The sequence below is a fragment of the Roseateles sp. PN1 genome, assembly GCF_038419725.1.
Taxonomy (GTDB): domain Bacteria; phylum Pseudomonadota; class Gammaproteobacteria; order Burkholderiales; family Burkholderiaceae_C; genus Paucibacter_A.
In genome coordinates this window covers 161,492-179,222 of record NZ_JBCARA010000011.1, presented here as the reverse complement: position 1 = coordinate 179,222, position 17,731 = coordinate 161,492, and the positions used below count along the sequence as shown (strand labels likewise).

Sequence of the window (17,731 nt, the reverse complement as noted above, 5' to 3'; positions counted from 1 at the left end):
ACTATTCGCACAACGATTTCAGCTCCTGCGCGTTCCACCCTCTATTTGCGGGGGAGCTGAAATGCAAAAGGCCGCCAACGTCGCGCCGGCGGCCTTTTGTTGGGGGGCGCACAAAACGCCGCCCCGCCAAGGCAATCAACTCATGCCAGCTTGCCGTGGCAAGCCTTGAACTTCTTGCCACTCCCGCAGGGGCAAGGATCGTTGCGACCGACATGACCATACTGCGCCTGAGTTGCGGCAACATCCGGGGCGGCTTCTCGTGACACCGAGCCATCCTCGTTGGGATGGGTGTAGGTCACATTGCTGACCGCTTCGGCGCGTTGCTCAATGGCCTCGGCAGCACGGCTCGCCTCTTCCTGCGACTGGATGCGCACATTCATCAAGGTGCGAGTGACTTCCATCTTCACCACATCGAGCATCTGCGAGAACAGCTCGAAGGCTTCGCGCTTGTACTCTTGCTTGGGATTCTTCTGCGCGTAACCGCGCAGATGGATGCCCTGGCGCAGGTAGTCCAGCGAGGCCAGGTGCTCGCGCCAGTGTTGGTCGATGCTTTGCAGCAGCACCATGCGCATGAAGGGCGTGAACTGCTCGACGCCAACGCGCTCCAGCTTTTCCGCGAAGGCCGCATCCGCCGCCTTGACCACTTCCTCCACCAACTCTTCGTCGGTGATGGAGTTGCTCTTCTCGACCATGGCCTTCAAGGCCACGTCGAGCTGCCATTCATCACGCAGCACCCGCTCCAGGCCCGTCAGGTCCCACTGCTCTTCAACGCTTTCCACCGGCACAAAGGTGCGCACCACATCGCTCATGGTGCTGGCGCGCAGATTGTTGATTTGAGCGTTCAGGCTCTCAGCTTCGAGGATGTCGTTGCGCTGCTCGTAAATGACCTTGCGCTGGTCATTGGAGACGTCGTCGTACTCCAGCAACTGCTTGCGGATATCGAAGTTACGGGCTTCGACCTTGCGCTGGGCACTTTCAATCGAGCGGGTCACGATGCCTGCTTCAATCGCCTCGCCCTCGGGCATCTTCAGGCGATCCATGATGGCGCGCACACGGTCACCCGCGAAGATGCGCATCAGCTGGTCATCCAAGGACAGATAGAAGCGCGACGCGCCCGGATCACCCTGACGGCCGGCACGGCCACGTAACTGGTTATCGATGCGGCGGCTTTCATGCCGCTCGGTAGCGATGATGCGCAGGCCACCGGCAGCCTTGACGGCCTCGTGCAGACCTTGCCACTCATCCTTCAGCTTTTGAATGCGCGCGGCGCGATCGGCCTCGCCAATCGACGCGTCAGCTTCCAGCAGCTTGATCTGGTTCTCGACATTGCCGCCCAGCACGATGTCGGTGCCGCGGCCAGCCATATTAGTGGCGATGGTGATCACGCCGGGGCGGCCGGCCTGGGCCACGATCTCGGCTTCCTTGGCATGCTGCTTGGCGTTGAGCACAGCGTGCGGCAACTTGGCCTTATTGAGCATGGCCGAGATCAGCTCGGAGTTCTCGATCGAGGTCGTACCCACCAGCACCGGCTGGCCACGCTCGTGGCAGCTGCGGATGTCGGCGGTAACGGCGTCGAACTTTTCCTTATTGGTCTTGTAGACCAAGTCCTGCTCGTCCTTGCGTTGGCGCTGGCGATTAGGCGGAATGACGATGGTTTCCAGGCCATAAATTTCCTGGAACTCGTAGGCTTCGGTGTCGGCCGTGCCGGTCATGCCGGCGAGCTTGCCGTACATGCGGAAATAGTTCTGGAAGGTGATCGAGGCCAGGGTCTGGTTCTCGCTTTGCACCTGCACGCCTTCCTTGGCTTCCACGGCTTGGTGCAGGCCATCGCTCCAGCGGCGGCCGGTCATCAGGCGGCCGGTGAACTCATCAACGATTGTGACTTCGCCGTTTTGCACTACGTAATGCTGATCACGGTGATACACATGGTGCGCGCGCAGAGCGGCGTACAGATGGTGCATCAGGGAGATGTTCGCAGCGTCGTAAAGGCTGGCGCCTTCGGCCAACAGGCCGGCTGCGGCAAGGTACTTCTCGGCATTGTCATGACCGTCTTCGGTCAGATAGATCTGGTGCGACTTCTCGTCGACGGTGAAATCACCGGGCTCGATCACGCCTTCGCCGGTGCGAATATCCAGCTCACCAATCTGCTTCTTCAGCTTCGGCGCGACCTGGTTGATGGCGAGATAGACATCGGTCTGGTCATCAGCCTGGCCGGAGATGATCAGCGGCGTGCGCGCCTCGTCAATCAGAATCGAGTCCACCTCGTCGACGATGGCATAGGCCAGCGGACGCTGCACGCGATCGCGCACCTCGTGGACCATGTTGTCGCGCAGGTAGTCGAAGCCGTATTCGTTATTGGTGCCGTAGGTCACGTCAGCGGCGTAGGCCGCCTGCTTCTGCTCACGCGGCATTTGCGGCAGGTTCACACCCACCGTCAGGCCGAGGAAGTTGTAGAGCTTGGCCATCCACTCGGCGTCGCGCTGCACCAAGTAGTCATTGACCGTCACCAGATGCACGCCCTTGCCCGTCAAGGCATTCAGGTAGACCGGCAGAGTTGCCGTGAGGGTCTTGCCCTCGCCTGTACCCATCTCAGGGATCTTGCCGTCATGCAAGGCCATGCCGCCGATCAGCTGCACGTCGAAATGGCGCATCTTGAAGACGCGCTTGCCGGCTTCGCGAACGACGGCAAAAGCCTCGGGCAGCAAAGCATCCAGCGACTCGCCCTTGGCGACGCGCGCCTTGAACTCGTCCGTCTTGGCCTTCAGCGCAGCATCATCGAGCTGCTCGAACTGAGGCTCCATCGCATTGATCTGCGCAACGGTGCGGCGATAGCCTTTTAGCAGTCGCTCGTTACGGCTACCGAAAATCTGGGTGAGAAGCTTGGGCAACATGCAGCGTGATGGTTGTATCGATGACTCGGGTGACGGTAGATGCCAAGGGTATGGCAACGCCCCTCGATGAAGATCTCGTCACTGCGAACGCGTCGCCGTGGTCGAGACCTGCAATGGCTAGTGAATATTCTTGCAATCAGACGTCGGGCACATATGGGGTCACTCCCCGCGCTCTGCAATAGCCCAACGCCGAAAGCTCCCGCCAAATAGGCCTGGCGCAAAACCTTGGCAGTTTAGCATCCGCACTCAGCAGGCTTGGCCAATGCGCAGGCGGGCCCGTACAAGCCCGGGGCAGGACTACACTGAGCCCATGCTCCCGCCCAGTCGCCCCCGCTACCTAGGCCCAAACTTTCGCCAGTCAGCCCAAGGCGGCCAAGTGCCCGATCCGCTGCCCATCGCCAAGGCTCTGGCCCAGCACGAAGGTCTGGCCCGGCTAGGCGCCCTGCTGCAAGCATCGAACCGCCGCATGGCGGTGGTGGAGCCCGCACTGCCCGGCGCGCTCGTGCGCTTCGTCAAGCCCGGCCCCGTCGATGAAGAGGGCTGGACCCTGCTGGCGGCAAATGCGGCTGTCGCGGCCAAGTTGCGGCATCTTCAGCCACGGCTGGAAGACATGCTGATGGAGGCCGGACTGGTGCCGAGCAAGGTGCGAGTCAAGGTTCAAAGTCAGGGCGGGTGAGTTTGGCGAGCGTTGCCCGCCTCACGCCGAGTTAGACCAGCACCCCTTGAGGCTTCCGCGCGCGGCCATGAAAAAACCCGCGCTCCTTGCGGAGGGCGGGTTTTAAAGTTGCCCGAGGGCAGCTTGTGTTGTGCGTGTGGTGCCGACTGTCGGATTCGAACTGACGACCTACCGCTTACAAGGCGGTTGCTCTACCAACTGAGCTAAGCCGGCACAAGCCCATGATTATAGGGCAAAAATTTGGCCCTAAATCAATATTGGCGCTTTGACTTCAATTTAAATCTATTTCACGCGCTTCAGGGCTGGTCGACCGGCCCCTGGGCCTGGGCCCTCGGGCTCATCATCGGGCGAGCCCGATGATGAAGCCTCGGAAGCCGTCGATTCAGCGTCGACTTCCGTAGCAACCGGATTAGGCGCCAGGCGCAAGCCACGCACCGGCTTCGCCGGAACGGCCGCATCCGGAGTCGCAGCAATCGACGCATCCAAGGCGGGCGAAGCAGCTGCCGAGGCAGGCGCCGCCGTCAGAGCCGCAGCCCCTGCGCCATCCACTTCGGGCGGTGGGAAGGCCATGCCCTGCCCGTTTTCACGCGCGTAAATCGCCACAACATGATCGACCGGCACGATGATCTCGCGCGCCGAGCCGCCGAAGCGAGCTTTGAACTGGATGAACTCGTTACCCAAATCCAAACTGCTTGTCGCCTCGAAGCCGACGTTCAACACGATCTCGTTGTTGCTGACGTATTCCATCGGCACCTGCACAAAGCGATCGACATGCACTGCGATGTAAGGCGTGAAGCCGTTGTCGGTGCACCAATCGTGCAAGGCGCGGATGAGATAGGGGCGCGTGGACGTGCTGGGCGCTGCCGCCGTGCCGTCCACATTGCTTCCCTTGCCCTTGCTTTGATCCATGAATGGCCCTCGCTGTCGAGTTACTTGCGCATAACCTTTTCGGACGGCGTCAGCGCCTCGATATAGGCCGGACGCGAGAAGATGCGCTCAGCGTACTTCAGCAGCGGCAAGGCATTCTTGGACATGTCGATGCCGTAGTAATCCAGACGCCACAGCAGCGGCGCAATGGCCACGTCCAGCATCGAGAAGTCGTCACCCAGCATGTACTTGTTCTTCAAGAAGATGGGGGCGAGTTGCGTCAGGCGATCGCGGATCTGAGCGCGAGCCTTTTCCAGCTGCTTGTCAGCAGCCTTGACGGTCTGGCTACGGCCTTCGAGGACGTTCACGTGAGCGAACAACTCCTTCTCGAAATTGAGCAGGAACAGGCGCACGCGGGCGCGAGCGACCGGGTCGCCGGGCATCAACTGGGGATGCGGAAAACGCTCGTCGATGTACTCATTGATGATGTGCGACTCATACAAGATCAGGTCGCGCTCCACCAAGATGGGCACTTCGTTGTACGGGTTCATCAAGGCGATGTCTTCGGGCTTGGCGAACAGGTCGACATCGCGGATTTCGAAGTCCATCCCCTTTTCGAACAGCACGAAGCGGCAGCGATGCGAGTAAGGGCAGGTGGTTCCAGAATAAAGCACCATCATGGCGGCAGGCTCCCGAGGGTCAGGTCAAAAAAACATGCGGTCCGATCAATGGATCCGCACAAATGGCAAACGCAGTGGGCGCTCAAAAGAGCGATCCACTGCGCCTTGTGGCCCGTCACCGGCATGAAATGCCAGCTCGAGGCTACGGGCTTACTTCACATCTTTCCAGTACGAGGCATTCAGACGCCATGCAAACAGCGTCAGCACCGACAGGAACAAGAGCACCAGCACGCCCAGCTGGAAACGTTGGGCTTGAGCAGGCTCGCCCATCCACTGCAGATAAGCCACCAAGTCGCCGACCGCATTGTCGTACTGACGCGCATCCAGCTGGCCAGGCGTCAACTGCTCATAGCCCTTGAAGACATGGACCTTCTTGGCCGGGTCATGGGGATCTGCAGCTTCTTCGAACTTGGCGGCGCGCTGGCCTTGCAACTCCCACAATACATGCGGCATGGCAACGCTGGGGAAGGCCATATTGTTCCAGCCGGTGGCCTTGGTGTCGTCGCGGTAGTAGCTGCGCAGATAGGTGTAGAGATAGTCTGCACCAGAGCCCTTGGCGCCATCAGCACGCGAACGCGCGATCACGGTCAGGTCGGGCGGCGTAGCACCAAACCAATCCTTGGCCTGCTTGGCATCCATCGAGATCTTCATCTGATCGCCCACTTTATCGGCGGCGAACATCAGATTACCCTTGATCTGCGCTTCGGTCAGGCCGAGGTCACGCAGGCGGTTATAGCGGTTGTAGGCGGCCGAGTGACAGTTCAGGCAGTAGTTGACGAACAACTTGGCGCCATTCTGCAGGGCAGCCATGTCCTGCATCTTCTCTTTGGGGAACTTGTCCCACTCGATGCCACCCGCAGCAGCATTGGCGCCGGTTTGCACGCCAAGGCTGAGCAGCAGCGAGGTCAGCAGCGTAGCGATGAGTTTCTTCATTCTTTGGACTCCGTTGCTTGTCTGATCAGTGGGGGTGGAAGGTCACACGGTCAGGCACCTGCTTGAAGGTACCCAGCTTGCTCCACCAAGGCATCAACAGGAAGAAGCCAAAGTAGAACACCGTGCCAATCTGCGACACCAGCGTGCCCAGGTCGGTGGGCGGCTGAATACCCAAGTAGCCCAGCACCAGGAAGAACACCACGAAGACAGCGTAGGCATAAGAATGCCAGCCCGGACGATAGCGGATCGACTTGACCGGGCTGTGATCCAACCAAGGCAAGAAGAACAGAATCACAACCGCGCCACCCATCACCACCACGCCCCAGAACTTGGCGTCGAAGGTCTTCAGCAGGGCCACGGCCACCACAGCCACGACCAAAGTTGCCAGCTTACCCTTGGCAGAGAAGCTGCCCTTCAACACTGCCAGAACCGCGCTCAGGCCAACGATGCCAGCCAGCACATTGACCATGGGGTCGGTGGTGGCGCGCAGCATCGAATAGAAGGGCGTGAAGTACCAAACCGGCGCAATGTGCAACGGGGTCTTCAGCGGGTCAGCGGGGATGAAGTTGTTGTATTCCAGGAAGTAGCCACCCAACTCCGGCGCGAAGAAGATGATGCCCGTGAACACCATCAGGAATAGGCAGACGCCGTAGATGTCATGCACCGAGTAGTAAGGGTGGAAAGGCACGCCATCCAGCGGGTGACCGTTCGCATCCTTGGGCGCATTCGGGCCCTTGATCTCGACGCCATCCGGGTTGTTGGAGCCCACTTCGTGCAGCGCAATGATGTGCGCCACCACCAAGCCCAGCAGCACCAGCGGCACAGCAATGACGTGGAAGCTGAAGAAGCGGTTCAGCGTGGCATCACCCACCACAAAGTCACCGCGGATCAGCAGCGCCAAGTCCGGGCCGACGAAAGGCACAGCGGCAAACAGATTCACGATCACCTGTGCGCCCCAGTAGGACATCTGGCCCCAGGGCAGCAAATAGCCCATGAAAGCCTCGGCCATCAGGCACAAGAAGATGCCGCAACCGAAGACCCACACCAACTCGCGCGGCTTACGGTAAGAACCGTACAGCAGGCCACGGAACATATGCAGATACACCACCACGAAGAACGCAGACGCGCCGGTGGAGTGCATATAGCGGATCAACCAGCCCCAGGGCACATCACGCATGATGTACTCGACCGAGGCGAACGCCAGGGCCGCATCAGGCTTGTAATGCATCACCAGGAAAATACCGGTAACGATCTGGATCACCAGCACCAGCAGGGCGAGTGAGCCGAAGATGTACCACCAGTTGAAGTTCTTCGGAGCGTAGTACTCCGACATATGCTCTTTGAAGAGCTGGGTGGCCGGGAAGCGGTTGTCCACCCATGTCATGAACTGCTCGCCCTTGCTTGCGCCGGCGGGAGCTACTTTGAATTCAGCCATATTGACCTCTGTCCTAAAACCTTGGTTCAGCCATTTTTAAAAAGGCCGCTGGGCATCAAGCCGTCTTGTCTTCACCAATCAAGAGCTTGGCGTCGGACAGATACATATGCGGCGGCACCTCGAGGTTGTCGGGGGCAGGCTTGTTCTTGAAGACGCGGCCGGCCAGGTCAAAGGTCGAGCCGTGGCAAGGGCAGAGGAAGCCGCCATGCCAGTCATCCGGCAAGGAGGGCTGCGGGCCGGCCTGGAACTTATCGCTCGGCGAGCATCCCAGGTGCGAGCAAATTCCCACCACGACCAGGAACTCGGGCTTGATCGAACGCGCAGCGTTCTTGGCGTAGTCCGGCGTCGGGTAAGCGGTGCGGACCGAATTCGGGTCAGCCAGTTCGCCGTCGAATTTGGACAGTGCCGCCAGCTGCTCTGGCGTGCGGCGCACGACCCAGACCGGCTTGCCACGCCATTCGACGGTTAGCTTTTCGCCCGGCTTGATGCCGCTGATGTCCACCTCCACCGGCGCACCGGCGGCCTTGGCACGCTCGGAAGGCGCGAAGGTGCTGACGAAAGGTACGGCGGTGGCTACACCGCCAACGGCGCCGGCGCAACTTGTGGCGATGAGCCATGTGCGCTTGCCGTGGTCCACTTGCTGGTCACTCATGAGGATCCTCAAACGAGACTTCTGATCGGGGGCAACCCGAGATTCTAACGGACTGCGTGAGCACCGAGCCGGTGCAACGCACGCAGGCTGGTATTCGCACCACAGTATCGGCGTTTTACCCCTGCTACTTACAGCAAAACGGGACAGATGATGCGCGAAGGGCACGCTCACTTGCCTTACATTTCACAGCCAACACAGGTATGCCATCAATAAGGAGCTTCAGGAATGAGTTTTCTCAAGGAATTCAAAGAGTTTGCCGTCAAAGGCAATGTGGTTGACTTGGCAGTCGGCGTGATCATCGGCGGCGCCTTCGGCAAGATCGTCGATTCGATCGTCAAAGACCTGATCATGCCCGTCGTCGGCAAGGTCGTCGGCGGCCTGGATTTCACCAACTACTTCGTGATGCTCTCCAACCCGCCCGCAGATTTCAAGGGCCCGATGACCTACGAAGCCCTCACAAAGGCCGGCGTACCGTTGTTTGCTTACGGCAGTTTCCTGACCATCTTGCTCAACTTCTTGATCCTGGCCTTCATCATTTTCCTGATGATCAAGCAGATCAACCGCCTCAAGCGCGAAGAGCCGGCTGCCCCCGCTGAAGCCCCCGTCACACCGGAAGAGGTGGTCTTGCTGCGCGAGATTCGTGACTCACTGAAGCGCTGATCCTGCACTGAACTGCCCGGCCTGCAGCCGGGCGGCCCCAAGCAAGTGCGCAAGTTGCGCAGCTTTTGGCAAGGCTGGCGCTCACGAAGACTCGGCTTGCGTCATTCATGGTGAATTCACGGCGATACTTGCGTCCAAAGTTTGTAGTGCTACCACTACATTTCGCAATGCCGCAACCATGATTTCCACCGACACCCGCCTGAACCCTCATCTGGAAACCGCCCTCCAGCGGGTGCGCACGGCCGTTGAACAAGCGGCCGAACGTTGCGCGGAAGGGCTAGGCATGTCGGCCTTGTCGGCCGGCATGGTCAAACGCCGCGATGCTTTGCTCGCGGCCCAGCTCTTGTTCCGCAAGCAACAGGCGCAATTCGCGCAGATCTTTTCGCAAAAGCTGCGCGAGCAAATGCGCAGCAGCCAGACCGAACGCGCGGCCGAGACGGCGCCACGCGGCTGGACCGAACTATCCCTGATGGACGACGACCAGGTCGACGCCTTGGTGGTAGGCGACCGCGTCGGTCTGGCCATTGGCCACCAGAGTGAGTGGGAGTTGCGCGAGGTGGAGTCTTATGTCGCCGGCATGCAGCTCGGCGAGCGCCACCCGCTGCGCCCCGAGGCGATCGGCCAAGCCTTGCTGAGCGCGGTGCACCAACTCAGCGACGAGGCCGAGCCGCGCCAGATCCTGATCGACGAATTGACCCGTGCACTGGCGCTGGAGATGCGCGCTTGCTACGCAGATATTGCCGAACTGTTCCGCAGCCGTGGCCTTCGCCCGCAAGATCTGCGCGTGCGCAGCTCCGTGGATTCGCCAGGAGGCGGCAATACCGGCTTTAGCCGTGCCCAAACCCTGCAGTCGAATGCTGGCGCGCTGGAACATGGCCAGGCCATGTCTACCCATGCAGGCCACCTCAATAGCCAGTTCGGCGGGCAGATTGGCGGCCAAATTGGTGGAAGTTCCGGCGCAAGCTCCGGCGGCTACCCGAGTGGGTATGGCGCTGGCATGAGCGGTTCCGGTAGCTACGGTGGACAGACCGGCGGCCAGATGGGCAATCTGGACCCGCAACTGATGAATCTGCTGCGGCGCCTGGCCCAAATGGCCAGCCCTGCGCCGATGGACTCCAGCCATGCGGAATGGTCGGCCAGCATGCCCATGAGGGAAGCCGGCGGCTCGGCACAAGCTGCTGCCAGCCCCGACTGGCATGATGATTTCATGGCCACCACCCGGCCCAACGTCCTACCGACCAACCTGATTCAGCAGCACCGGGAAGAGCTGCGCCAGGCCGCCACGGGTCGACTGGATCACATGGTCATCGATGTGGTCAGCAGCCTGTTCGATCAGGTGCTGTCTGATCCCAAAGTGCCGCCGCAAATGGCGCGGCTGCTTGCCCGTCTGCAATTGCCGGTGCTGCGCGCGGCGCTGGGCGACCCCAGCTTCTTCTCGCAGCGCCGCCACCCGGTGCGCCTCTTCGTCAACCGCATGGCCTCGCTGTCTTGCGCCTTTGATGACTTCAGCGACGACCCAGGCAAGGCCTTTCTGGGTCATGTGCGGGAGCTGGTGGACGAGCTCGTAAGCGGCGATTTCGAGCACATGGCTGTTTACGAGGCCAAGCTCTCGACGCTGGAAGCTTTCATCGAAGCGCAGATCAGCGCCGGCCTGCAATCGCAAGGCCAGCTGACGGATCAGCTGGCACGGCGCGAGGTCGACCTGCATCTGCAGCAGCGTTACGCCCAGCAGCTCGGCAACGCCTTGCAGCCCGTGACGATGCCGGAGTTTCTGCGCGACTTCCTGGCCCAGACCTGGAGCCAAGCCATCGTCCGCGCGGCGCGTGATTTGCAAGGCGCGCCCGAGCGCGTGTCACGCTTTCAAAAGCTGGCGCGCGACCTGGTCGTCAGCGTCCAACCCAAGGGCCGCACCGAGCAGCGCCAAGTCTTTCTGGGCCAGTTGCCTGGCCTGATGGCGACGCTGGGCGAAGGCCTGGACCTGATCGCCTGCCCGGAAGCGACCCGCAAGCAGTTTTACGGCGCGCTCTTGCCGGCCCATGCCGAATCATTGAAGGGCCAAGCGCCCAGCCCGCTCGAAGCCAATCTGTTGCTCAAGCAGCTGGACCATATCTTCACCGCGCCCCTGCCGGACGAGCAGACCTTGGGCCAGGCGCTGGACAGCAGCTTGCCGCCCGACCTGGATCTGACCCAAGGCCTCAGCGCGGACGAAGCCAAGCGCATGGGCCTGCTGACCGAAGTGAATCTCGACTGGAGTGGCGAGCTTGACATCGACCTGAGCGCCGAGCCCGCCCTGTTGGCCGTGGACATCAGCATCGACGGCCTGCCCGCTGCCGTGGAAGCGCCCGAGCCCAGCGAAGGTGAGCTGCTGGTGGAGCATCTGCACGTCGGCTTCTCGTACCAGATGCACAGCGAAGGGCATTGGCAGAAAGTGCGCCTGGCCCATGTCAGCGCAGGGCGCAGCTTTTTCATCTTCACCCACGGCGCCAAGCATCAGCAGACGGTCACCATGACCGCTCGCATGCTCAAGCGCCTGTGCGAGTCCGGCCGCCTGCGCGCCTTTGAGAATGCCTATCTGCTGGAACGCGCGATGGCACGCACCCGCAAGCAGCTGGCCGAAATCGGCGCCAAAGCTTAATTGACCGCCAAGCGGCGTGCCATGCGAATGGCCGCTTGCAGGCTGGCAGGGTCGGCCACACCCGAACCGGCGATATCAAAGGCCGTGCCGTGGTCGGGGCTGGTGCGCACAAAGGGCAGGCCCAACGTGACGTTGACGCCCTGCTCCACCCCCAGGTATTTCACCGGGATCAGGCCGTGGTCATGGGTCATCGCCACCACCAGATCAAACTCACCGGGATGCGCGTCCGTGTGGCGCGCCCGCATGAACACCGTGTCGGGCGCGAACGGGCCGCTGGCCCCTATGCCCTCGGCCTGCGCCTGGCGGATGGCGGGCGCGATGTGCAACTGCTCTTCATCGCCAAACAAGCCGCCCTCCCCCGCATGCGGATTCAAACCCGCCACCGCGATACGCGGCTTAGCGATGCCAAAGCGCTGCAAAGCCTGATGGCTGATGCGCAGGGTTTGCAGCACCGACTCTTGCGTGATCAGCTCGATGGCGCGGCGCAGCGAGCAATGAATGGTGACTAGCACCGTGCGCAGTTCTTCATTGGCCAGCATCATGCGCACCGGCGGCATTGCCCCACCTTGCGCGGCCAAGGCCTGCAGCATCTCGGTGTGACCGGGAAATGGCACACCGGCCGCGTGCAAGGCCTCTTTGTGGATGGGTGCCGTCACCAGACCCGCCGCCTCACCCGCCTGAATGCTGGACACGGCCGCCGTGATGCAGGCCGCCGCAGCCGCCCCGGCGCGGGCATCCACCTGCCCAAGTGCCAAGTCGGCCAAACCAGGGGCAAGACCCGGCACCTGGAACACCGGCAGACAGTTCGGCGGCACAGTCTCACCGACACGGCTGACTTGCACCACCGGCAGGCTCAGGCCGCATTGACGCAGCGCGCGCCGCATCACCGCCACATCGCCCATCACAAGGCAGTCCGCCGCCAGTCCGGCCGCAAAAGTCTTGGCGATGATTTCGGGGCCGATGCCGCTGGGGTCGCCCTGGCTGATCAAAAAGAGTGGGCTCATGCTGGATTGGCGATGTCGATGAATTGTTGGCGGATGCCGAACTCGGCCGCCAGCTGGTGGGCCACGGCTTGCACACCGTAACGCTCGGTGGCGTGATGGCCGGCCGCGATGAAAGCCACGCCGGTTTCGGCCGCGTAATGGGCTTGCGGCTCGGAGATTTCGCCGGTCACGAACACATCCGCGCCGGCGGCAATGGCCGCCTCAAAATAGCCTTGCGCCCCGCCGGTGCACCAAGCCACGCGGCGCAGCGCGCGCCCATCACCCGGCGCCAGCACCGGTGTGCGGCCCAGTGTGCTGCCAATGTGCCCGGCCAGCTCGGTCAGGCTGCAGGCCTGCGGCAAGCTACCCAGCCAACCCAAGTCCTGCTCGCCAAAGCGGCTCTCACCCTGCCAACCCAACAGCCGCCCAAGTTGGGCGTTATTGCCCAGCTCGGCATGCGCGTCCAGGGGCAGGTGGTAGGCATAGAGATTGATGTCATGGGCCAGCAAGCGCGCCAGGCGCTGCTTCATCCAACCCGTAACGCGACCGTCTTGACCGCGCCAGAACAAGCCGTGGTGAACAAGGATGGCATCGGCCTTGGCAGCAATGGCCGCCTCGATCAGGCCCAAGCTGGCCGTGACCCCACAGACCAGCGTCCCAATCTGCTCGCGGCCCTCGACCTGCAGACCGTTCGGCCCATAATCCTTGAAGCGAGCGACGTCCAGCAATTGGCCGAGATGGCGTTCGAGATCGTTTCGATGGGTCATAGGGGAAGGATTAGGGGTGCGCAGACTGTGGTTGATTTTCGCTCAGGTCACGACCGTGGCGCTGGCCATTGTGTTCGTTGTGAGCACGCTCAAACCCGCCTGGCTGCAAAAAGGCCAGGGGGCAATTGCGCCCACCATTGTGCTGGGCGGCAGCGGCGCAGCATCTGGCGGACCTGCCGGCGCGGCCCTCAGCCCGGCTGAGGCCAGCAGTTCCTCACGCTCCGGCTACAGCCAAGCGGCCAAACGAGCCGCGCCCACGGTGGTCAGCATCGTCGCCAGCAAGGCACCGGCGCGTGGCTCCGAAATGGATGAGCGTTGGCACCGCTTCCACTTCGGCCAGCGCGGCCCGGGCGGGCGCAAGGATCCGTCTGGCGAGCGAGCGCAGACCGGCCTGGGCTCAGGCGTGATCGTCTCGGCGCAAGGCTATTTGCTGACCAATAGCCATGTGGTGGAAGGCGCCTCCGACATCGAAGTGCTACTGACCGACGGCCGCCAAGCCAAGGCCACCCTGGTGGGCACCGACCCCGAGACGGATATCGCCGTGCTCAAGATCGAGTTGGAGCACCTGCCGGTGATTCAGTTTGGGCATGCCGAAACCCTGCAGGTGGGCGATGTGGTGTTGGCCATCGGCAACCCCTTCAATGTGGGACAGACCGTCACCTCCGGCATCGTCAGCGCCCTGGGCCGCGATCAGCTGGGCATCAACACCTTTGAGAACTTCATCCAAACCGACGCGGCCATCAACCCCGGTAACTCGGGTGGCGCCCTGGTCGATGTGGACGGCAATCTGGTGGGCATCAACACCGCCATCTACTCGCGCAGCGGCGGCAGCCTGGGCATTGGCTTTGCCATCCCCATCAGCACCGCCGCCCAAGTGATGGAAAGCCTGATGCGCGAAGGCCAGGTGGCACGCGGCTGGATCGGCGTGCAGACCCGCGAGCTGACGCCCGAGTTCATCGAGGCCTTCAAAGTGCCGGTCAAAGAAGGCGTGCTGATCAGCGGCGTGCTGGCCAATGCACCAGCCGCCAAAGCCGGTGTGAAGCCAGGCGATGTGATCACACAGATCGGCAACACCGCGGTCCACACGCCGGCGCAGCTCTTGCTGGCGGTCTCGGCCGTGCCGCCCAAAACCGCCACCACCGTCACCTTGCTGCGGGGCGAGAAGGAATTGGCGATCGAATTGACTGTGGCCCAGCGACCCAAGCCCAAGCAATAAGCTAGGCTCCTTGAGCCAATAAAAAAGGCCCGCACTTGGCGGGCCTTTCCATTTCAATTCACGCTTGTCGCGCTAACCGTTCGGCGCTCATTCGCAGCTCAATTGCTGCTCACTTCTTGGCCGCTTCGCCCGCCAGCGTTTCTTCATCATCCGGCGCCTTGGAGAAGCGAATGAAGTAGGACGCGGCGATCACGCCGACCTCGTACAAGATGCACATAGGGATAGCCAGCGCCAGCATGGACACGGCGTCGGGCGGCGTGATGATGGCCGCAATGACAAAGGCGCCGACGATGAAGTAGCCGCGATATTCGCGCAACTGTGCCACCGAGATCAGGCCCATGCGCGCCGCCACCACCACCACCACCGGCACCTCAAATGCGGCGCCGAAGGCAATGAACATGGACATCACAAAGCTTAGGTAAGCCTCGATATCAGGTGCGGCAATGATGCTCTTGGGCGCGAAGCTCTGAATGAACTTGAACACCTGGCCGAACACGAAGAAATAGCAAAACGCCACGCCGACAAAGAACAGCAAGGTGCTGGACACCACCAGCGGCATCACCAGGCGCTTTTCATGCGAATACAGACCCGGCGCCACAAAGGCCCAGACTTGATACAGCACCACCGGCAGCGCCAGCATGAAAGCCGCCAACAAGGTGATCTTGAGCGGCACCATGAATGGCGAGATCACGCTGGTGGCGATCATGGTCGAGCCCTTGGGCAGGTGCGCCACCAAGGGCGCTGCCATCAGGTCGTACAACTGAGCGGGGCCGGGGTAGAAGGCCAAGATGCCGAATACCACCGCCACGGCGATGGTGGCGCGCACCAGGCGGTCGCGCAATTCGATCAGGTGGGAGACAAAAGGCTGTTCGGTGCCGGCGAGTTCATCCTCGGGCTTGGGGGCATCACTCATGGGCTGGCTTGGTCAGAAATTCTGGCTGTTGTGCGTGCTGATGCTACGGTGGCCGGCCGGACGGAACCGGGCCACGCGGGCGGCCGCTGATTGCACATGGGTGCGCACCTGGGCTTGCCGCTTGTACCACTGCGGGGTGGCGCCGCGTTTCACGCGCCAGTTCTTTTTCGGGTGCTTGTAGCTCGGGCTCAGCGGGCCGCCTTCATAAGCATGAAAGCTGCTGCTGTCGCCCAGGCCGGAGGTGGCGTCGGACCAAGTTTGTTCAAACACTTGGCTGGCCGAGTTGACCTCCTGCTGGACCGAGGCACCGATGTCGCGGGCGGCTTCTTCGACGCCCTTCTTCATCTTCTGCAACTCTTCCAGCTCCATCGAGCGATTCACCTCGGCCTTGACCTCCGACACATAGCGCTGCGCCTTGCCCAGCAAATGGCCCACGGTGCGGGCCACGCGCGGCAGGCGCTCGGGGCCCAGCACGATCAGCGCCACGGCGCCGATCAGGGCAATCTTGTCAAAGCCAAAGTCAATCATGGCAAGCGCTCAGGCCAGTCGTCATCAAGACTTGGTCTTGGCTTCGACGTCGACGGTATTGGCGTCGGTGGCCTTTTGACTGGCGGTGACTTGCTGGGCCGGTGCGTCGGTGCTGCCATCCTTCATGCCGTCCTTGAAACCCTTGACTGCCGAACCCAGGTCATTGCCCATGTTCTTCAGTTTCTTGGTACCAAACACCAGCACAACGATCAGCAGCACGATGAGCCAGTGCCAAATGCTGAATGAACCCATGATTTTTTCTCCTACGAAAGATTGCTTGATTCTAGTTGGCGCCTGTGACGGCAATCTTGCTGTCGGCGCCGCCGGGCTGAATTCAGCACAAAAGCTTGTTGAGCCTATCGAAGGCCGGGCCGCTCAGCCCTTGAGCCAGGGCCGCGGGCCACCCATCACATGCATATGCAGGTGATAGACCTCTTGCCCGCCGTCTGGCCCCGTATTGATCACGGTGCGAAAGCCGTTAGTCACGCCCAGCTCGCGCATCAGCTTGGGCGCCAACACGCTCATCTTGCCCAGCAAGGCGGCATGTTCGTCGGTCAACTCAACCATGCTGGCAATGTGCAGCTTGGGGATGATGAGCACATGCACCGGGGCCCAGGGGTGGATGTCGTGGAAGGCCAGCAACTCGCTGTCTTCATAAACCTTCCGGCTGGGGATTTGCCCGGCAATGATTTTGCAGAACAGGCAATTGGGATCGTGGGACATGCTAAAAAACCTCGAACTCAGGAAATGGCGCGGCCAGCATTCATGGCGCTCCAGCCCACCACGATGCGGTAGAGGAACCAGAGCGAAATCAGGCCCCAGGCAATCCAGCCCGGCAGCACAAACAAGAACCACAGCGGCACGGTGATCAAGTACATCACACCAGCCGAGATCACGCTGCTCAAACGCCAGCGAATGTGCGAGGCCTGCCAGCTGCCGGCGGCCTCATCGCGCTTGACCATGTCCAGAATCACCGCGAACACCAGCAGCAAAACGCTGGGCTGAAAGGAAGGAATCACCGCGCCCACCGCCACCACCGCATGCAGCAAATAGCTGATCGTGCCGGCTGTGCGCAGGCTTTGCTCACGCTGCGGGTCCAGCAGCACGGTGTCGGCAATTGGCTCAGTCATTCGGTTCTTCCTCCACGGTTTTGCTACGCGCGGCAAACTCCTGCAGGCCCGACAAGCCCTCGCGCCGCGCCAACTCGGCCAGCACCTGTTCGGGCTTGAGGCCGAAATGCGCCAGCGCGATCATGGAGTGGAACCAGAGGTCGGCCACCTCGTAGACGATCTTGGCTGGCTCGCCGTCCTTGGCGGCCATCACCGTCTCACATGCCTCTTCGCCGACCTTTTTCAAGATCGCGTCCAGGCCTTTGTCGAACAATTTGGCCACATAACTGGTGGCCGGGTCGCCGCCATTGGCGGGCTTGCGCGACTCGATCACGGCGGCCACGCGGGCCAGGATATCGACGTTGTTCAAAGGGCTTGCGCTCATTTGCTGTAAATCTGTTTTGGGTCTTTGAGCACCGGCTCGGTGGCGACCCAAGCGCCGGCGTCGAGGCGTTGATAAAAACAGCTGTGGCGGCCGGTGTGGCAGGCAATTCCAGGTCCACCGGGCTCATGGCCTTGCTGGGTGATGCGCATCAAGAGCACATCGTTGTCGCAATCCATGCGCAGCTCATGCACTTTTTGCACATGGCCCGACTCCTCGCCCTTGTGCCACAAGCGCTGGCGCGAGCGGCTCCAATACACCGCCTCACCGAGCTCGATGGTGCGTTGCAAGGCCTCGCGATTCATCCAGGCAAACATCAGCACATCGCCGCTGCTTTGCTCCTGCGCGATCACCGGCACCAGGCCGTCGGCATCCCATTTGACTTCATCCAGGCAATTCATCGC

At 61.6% G+C, this 17,731-nt stretch carries 19 protein-coding genes and 1 tRNA gene; 4 read left to right on the top strand and 16 right to left on the bottom strand.

What is annotated here, in order from left to right; genetic code table 11:
• Positions 1-140: 140 nt before the first annotated feature.
• A complete protein-coding gene (secA, locus tag AABB87_RS17410; RefSeq protein WP_341972534.1) occupies positions 141-2,891 on the bottom strand; it encodes a preprotein translocase subunit SecA in 2,751 nt (916 codons plus the stop codon).
• A gap of 310 nt (positions 2,892-3,201) precedes the next feature.
• On the opposite strand from secA, the gene AABB87_RS17405 reads away from it, so the two are divergent.
• A complete protein-coding gene (locus AABB87_RS17405) occupies positions 3,202-3,567 on the top strand; it encodes a hypothetical protein (RefSeq protein WP_341972533.1) in 366 nt (121 codons plus the stop codon).
• Positions 3,568-3,704: 137 nt separating this feature from the next.
• Here the strand turns inward: AABB87_RS17405 and AABB87_RS17400 are convergent.
• The 6 genes from AABB87_RS17400 to petA form a co-directional block, all read right to left on the bottom strand.
• A tRNA-Thr gene (locus AABB87_RS17400) sits at positions 3,705-3,780 on the bottom strand.
• A gap of 69 nt (positions 3,781-3,849) precedes the next feature.
• Positions 3,850-4,476 carry a ClpXP protease specificity-enhancing factor gene (locus tag AABB87_RS17395; RefSeq protein ID WP_341972532.1) on the bottom strand — a complete coding sequence of 209 codons (627 nt, stop codon included), beginning with the start codon at positions 4,474-4,476 and terminating at the stop codon, positions 3,850-3,852.
• Between the two features lie 20 nt (positions 4,477-4,496).
• A complete protein-coding gene (locus AABB87_RS17390; RefSeq protein WP_058720583.1) occupies positions 4,497-5,114 on the bottom strand; it encodes a glutathione S-transferase N-terminal domain-containing protein in 618 nt (205 codons plus the stop codon).
• A gap of 150 nt (positions 5,115-5,264) precedes the next feature.
• A complete protein-coding gene (locus tag AABB87_RS17385; RefSeq protein ID WP_058720584.1) occupies positions 5,265-6,047 on the bottom strand; it encodes a cytochrome c1 in 783 nt (260 codons plus the stop codon).
• Positions 6,048-6,072: 25 nt separating this feature from the next.
• Positions 6,073-7,482, bottom strand: coding sequence for a cytochrome b (locus AABB87_RS17380; protein WP_341972530.1), 1,410 nt, complete (start codon positions 7,480-7,482; stop codon positions 6,073-6,075).
• A 55-nt stretch (positions 7,483-7,537) separates the two neighbouring features.
• A complete protein-coding gene (gene petA, locus AABB87_RS17375) occupies positions 7,538-8,134 on the bottom strand; it encodes a ubiquinol-cytochrome c reductase iron-sulfur subunit (RefSeq protein WP_341972529.1) in 597 nt (198 codons plus the stop codon).
• Positions 8,135-8,359: 225 nt separating this feature from the next.
• Here petA and mscL point away from each other — a divergent pair, with 225 nt between their 5' ends.
• Both mscL and AABB87_RS17365 read left to right on the top strand, forming a co-directional pair.
• Positions 8,360-8,794 (top strand): large conductance mechanosensitive channel protein MscL, encoded by a 435-nt coding sequence (gene mscL, locus AABB87_RS17370; RefSeq protein WP_341972528.1) that lies wholly within the window; start codon positions 8,360-8,362, stop codon positions 8,792-8,794.
• Positions 8,795-8,972: 178 nt separating this feature from the next.
• The gene (locus AABB87_RS17365; protein ID WP_341972527.1) at positions 8,973-11,429 is read left to right on the top strand and encodes a DUF1631 family protein; all 2,457 of its coding nucleotides are present in this window, start codon (positions 8,973-8,975) and stop codon (positions 11,427-11,429) included.
• Here AABB87_RS17365 and pdxA read toward each other — a convergent pair.
• Positions 11,426-12,433 carry a 4-hydroxythreonine-4-phosphate dehydrogenase PdxA gene (gene pdxA / locus AABB87_RS17360; RefSeq protein WP_341972526.1) on the bottom strand — a complete coding sequence of 336 codons (1,008 nt, stop codon included), beginning with the start codon at positions 12,431-12,433 and terminating at the stop codon, positions 11,426-11,428. The genes AABB87_RS17365 and pdxA overlap by 4 nt on opposite strands.
• A complete protein-coding gene (locus AABB87_RS17355; RefSeq protein ID WP_341972525.1) occupies positions 12,430-13,179 on the bottom strand; it encodes a Nif3-like dinuclear metal center hexameric protein in 750 nt (249 codons plus the stop codon). The genes pdxA and AABB87_RS17355 overlap by 4 nt, the downstream gene beginning before the upstream one ends.
• Before the next feature lie 16 nt (positions 13,180-13,195).
• Between AABB87_RS17355 and AABB87_RS17350 the strand changes: the two genes are divergently transcribed.
• Positions 13,196-14,395 carry a S1C family serine protease gene (locus AABB87_RS17350; RefSeq protein WP_341972524.1) on the top strand — a complete coding sequence of 400 codons (1,200 nt, stop codon included), beginning with the start codon at positions 13,196-13,198 and terminating at the stop codon, positions 14,393-14,395.
• 109 nt (positions 14,396-14,504) lie between these two features.
• Here the strand turns inward: AABB87_RS17350 and tatC are convergent, their stop codons facing one another.
• The 7 genes from tatC to hisI all read right to left on the bottom strand — a co-directional run bounded on the left by tatC (position 14,505) and on the right by hisI (position 17,728).
• Positions 14,505-15,308 carry a twin-arginine translocase subunit TatC gene (tatC, locus tag AABB87_RS17345; RefSeq protein ID WP_341972523.1) on the bottom strand — a complete coding sequence of 268 codons (804 nt, stop codon included), beginning with the start codon at positions 15,306-15,308 and terminating at the stop codon, positions 14,505-14,507.
• Positions 15,309-15,320: 12 nt separating this feature from the next.
• Positions 15,321-15,836 carry a Sec-independent protein translocase protein TatB gene (gene tatB / locus AABB87_RS17340; protein WP_058720593.1) on the bottom strand — a complete coding sequence of 172 codons (516 nt, stop codon included), beginning with the start codon at positions 15,834-15,836 and terminating at the stop codon, positions 15,321-15,323.
• Between the two features lie 24 nt (positions 15,837-15,860).
• Positions 15,861-16,088 carry a Sec-independent protein translocase subunit TatA gene (tatA, locus tag AABB87_RS17335; RefSeq protein ID WP_341972522.1) on the bottom strand — a complete coding sequence of 76 codons (228 nt, stop codon included), beginning with the start codon at positions 16,086-16,088 and terminating at the stop codon, positions 15,861-15,863.
• Between the two features lie 123 nt (positions 16,089-16,211).
• Positions 16,212-16,559: a histidine triad nucleotide-binding protein gene (locus AABB87_RS17330; protein WP_341972521.1), complete on the bottom strand. Its 348-nt coding sequence runs from the start codon at positions 16,557-16,559 to the stop codon at positions 16,212-16,214.
• Positions 16,560-16,576: 17 nt separating this feature from the next.
• Positions 16,577-16,966, bottom strand: coding sequence for a DUF4870 family protein (locus tag AABB87_RS17325; RefSeq protein WP_341972520.1), 390 nt, complete (start codon positions 16,964-16,966; stop codon positions 16,577-16,579).
• Complete coding sequence (locus tag AABB87_RS17320; RefSeq protein WP_341972519.1) at positions 16,959-17,330, bottom strand: phosphoribosyl-ATP diphosphatase; 372 nt, start codon at positions 17,328-17,330, stop codon at positions 16,959-16,961. The genes AABB87_RS17325 and AABB87_RS17320 overlap by 8 nt, the downstream gene beginning before the upstream one ends.
• The gene (hisI, locus tag AABB87_RS17315) at positions 17,327-17,728 is read right to left on the bottom strand and encodes a phosphoribosyl-AMP cyclohydrolase (RefSeq protein ID WP_058722328.1); all 402 of its coding nucleotides are present in this window, start codon (positions 17,726-17,728) and stop codon (positions 17,327-17,329) included. The genes AABB87_RS17320 and hisI overlap by 4 nt, the downstream gene beginning before the upstream one ends.
• Positions 17,729-17,731: the final 3 nt, after the last annotated feature.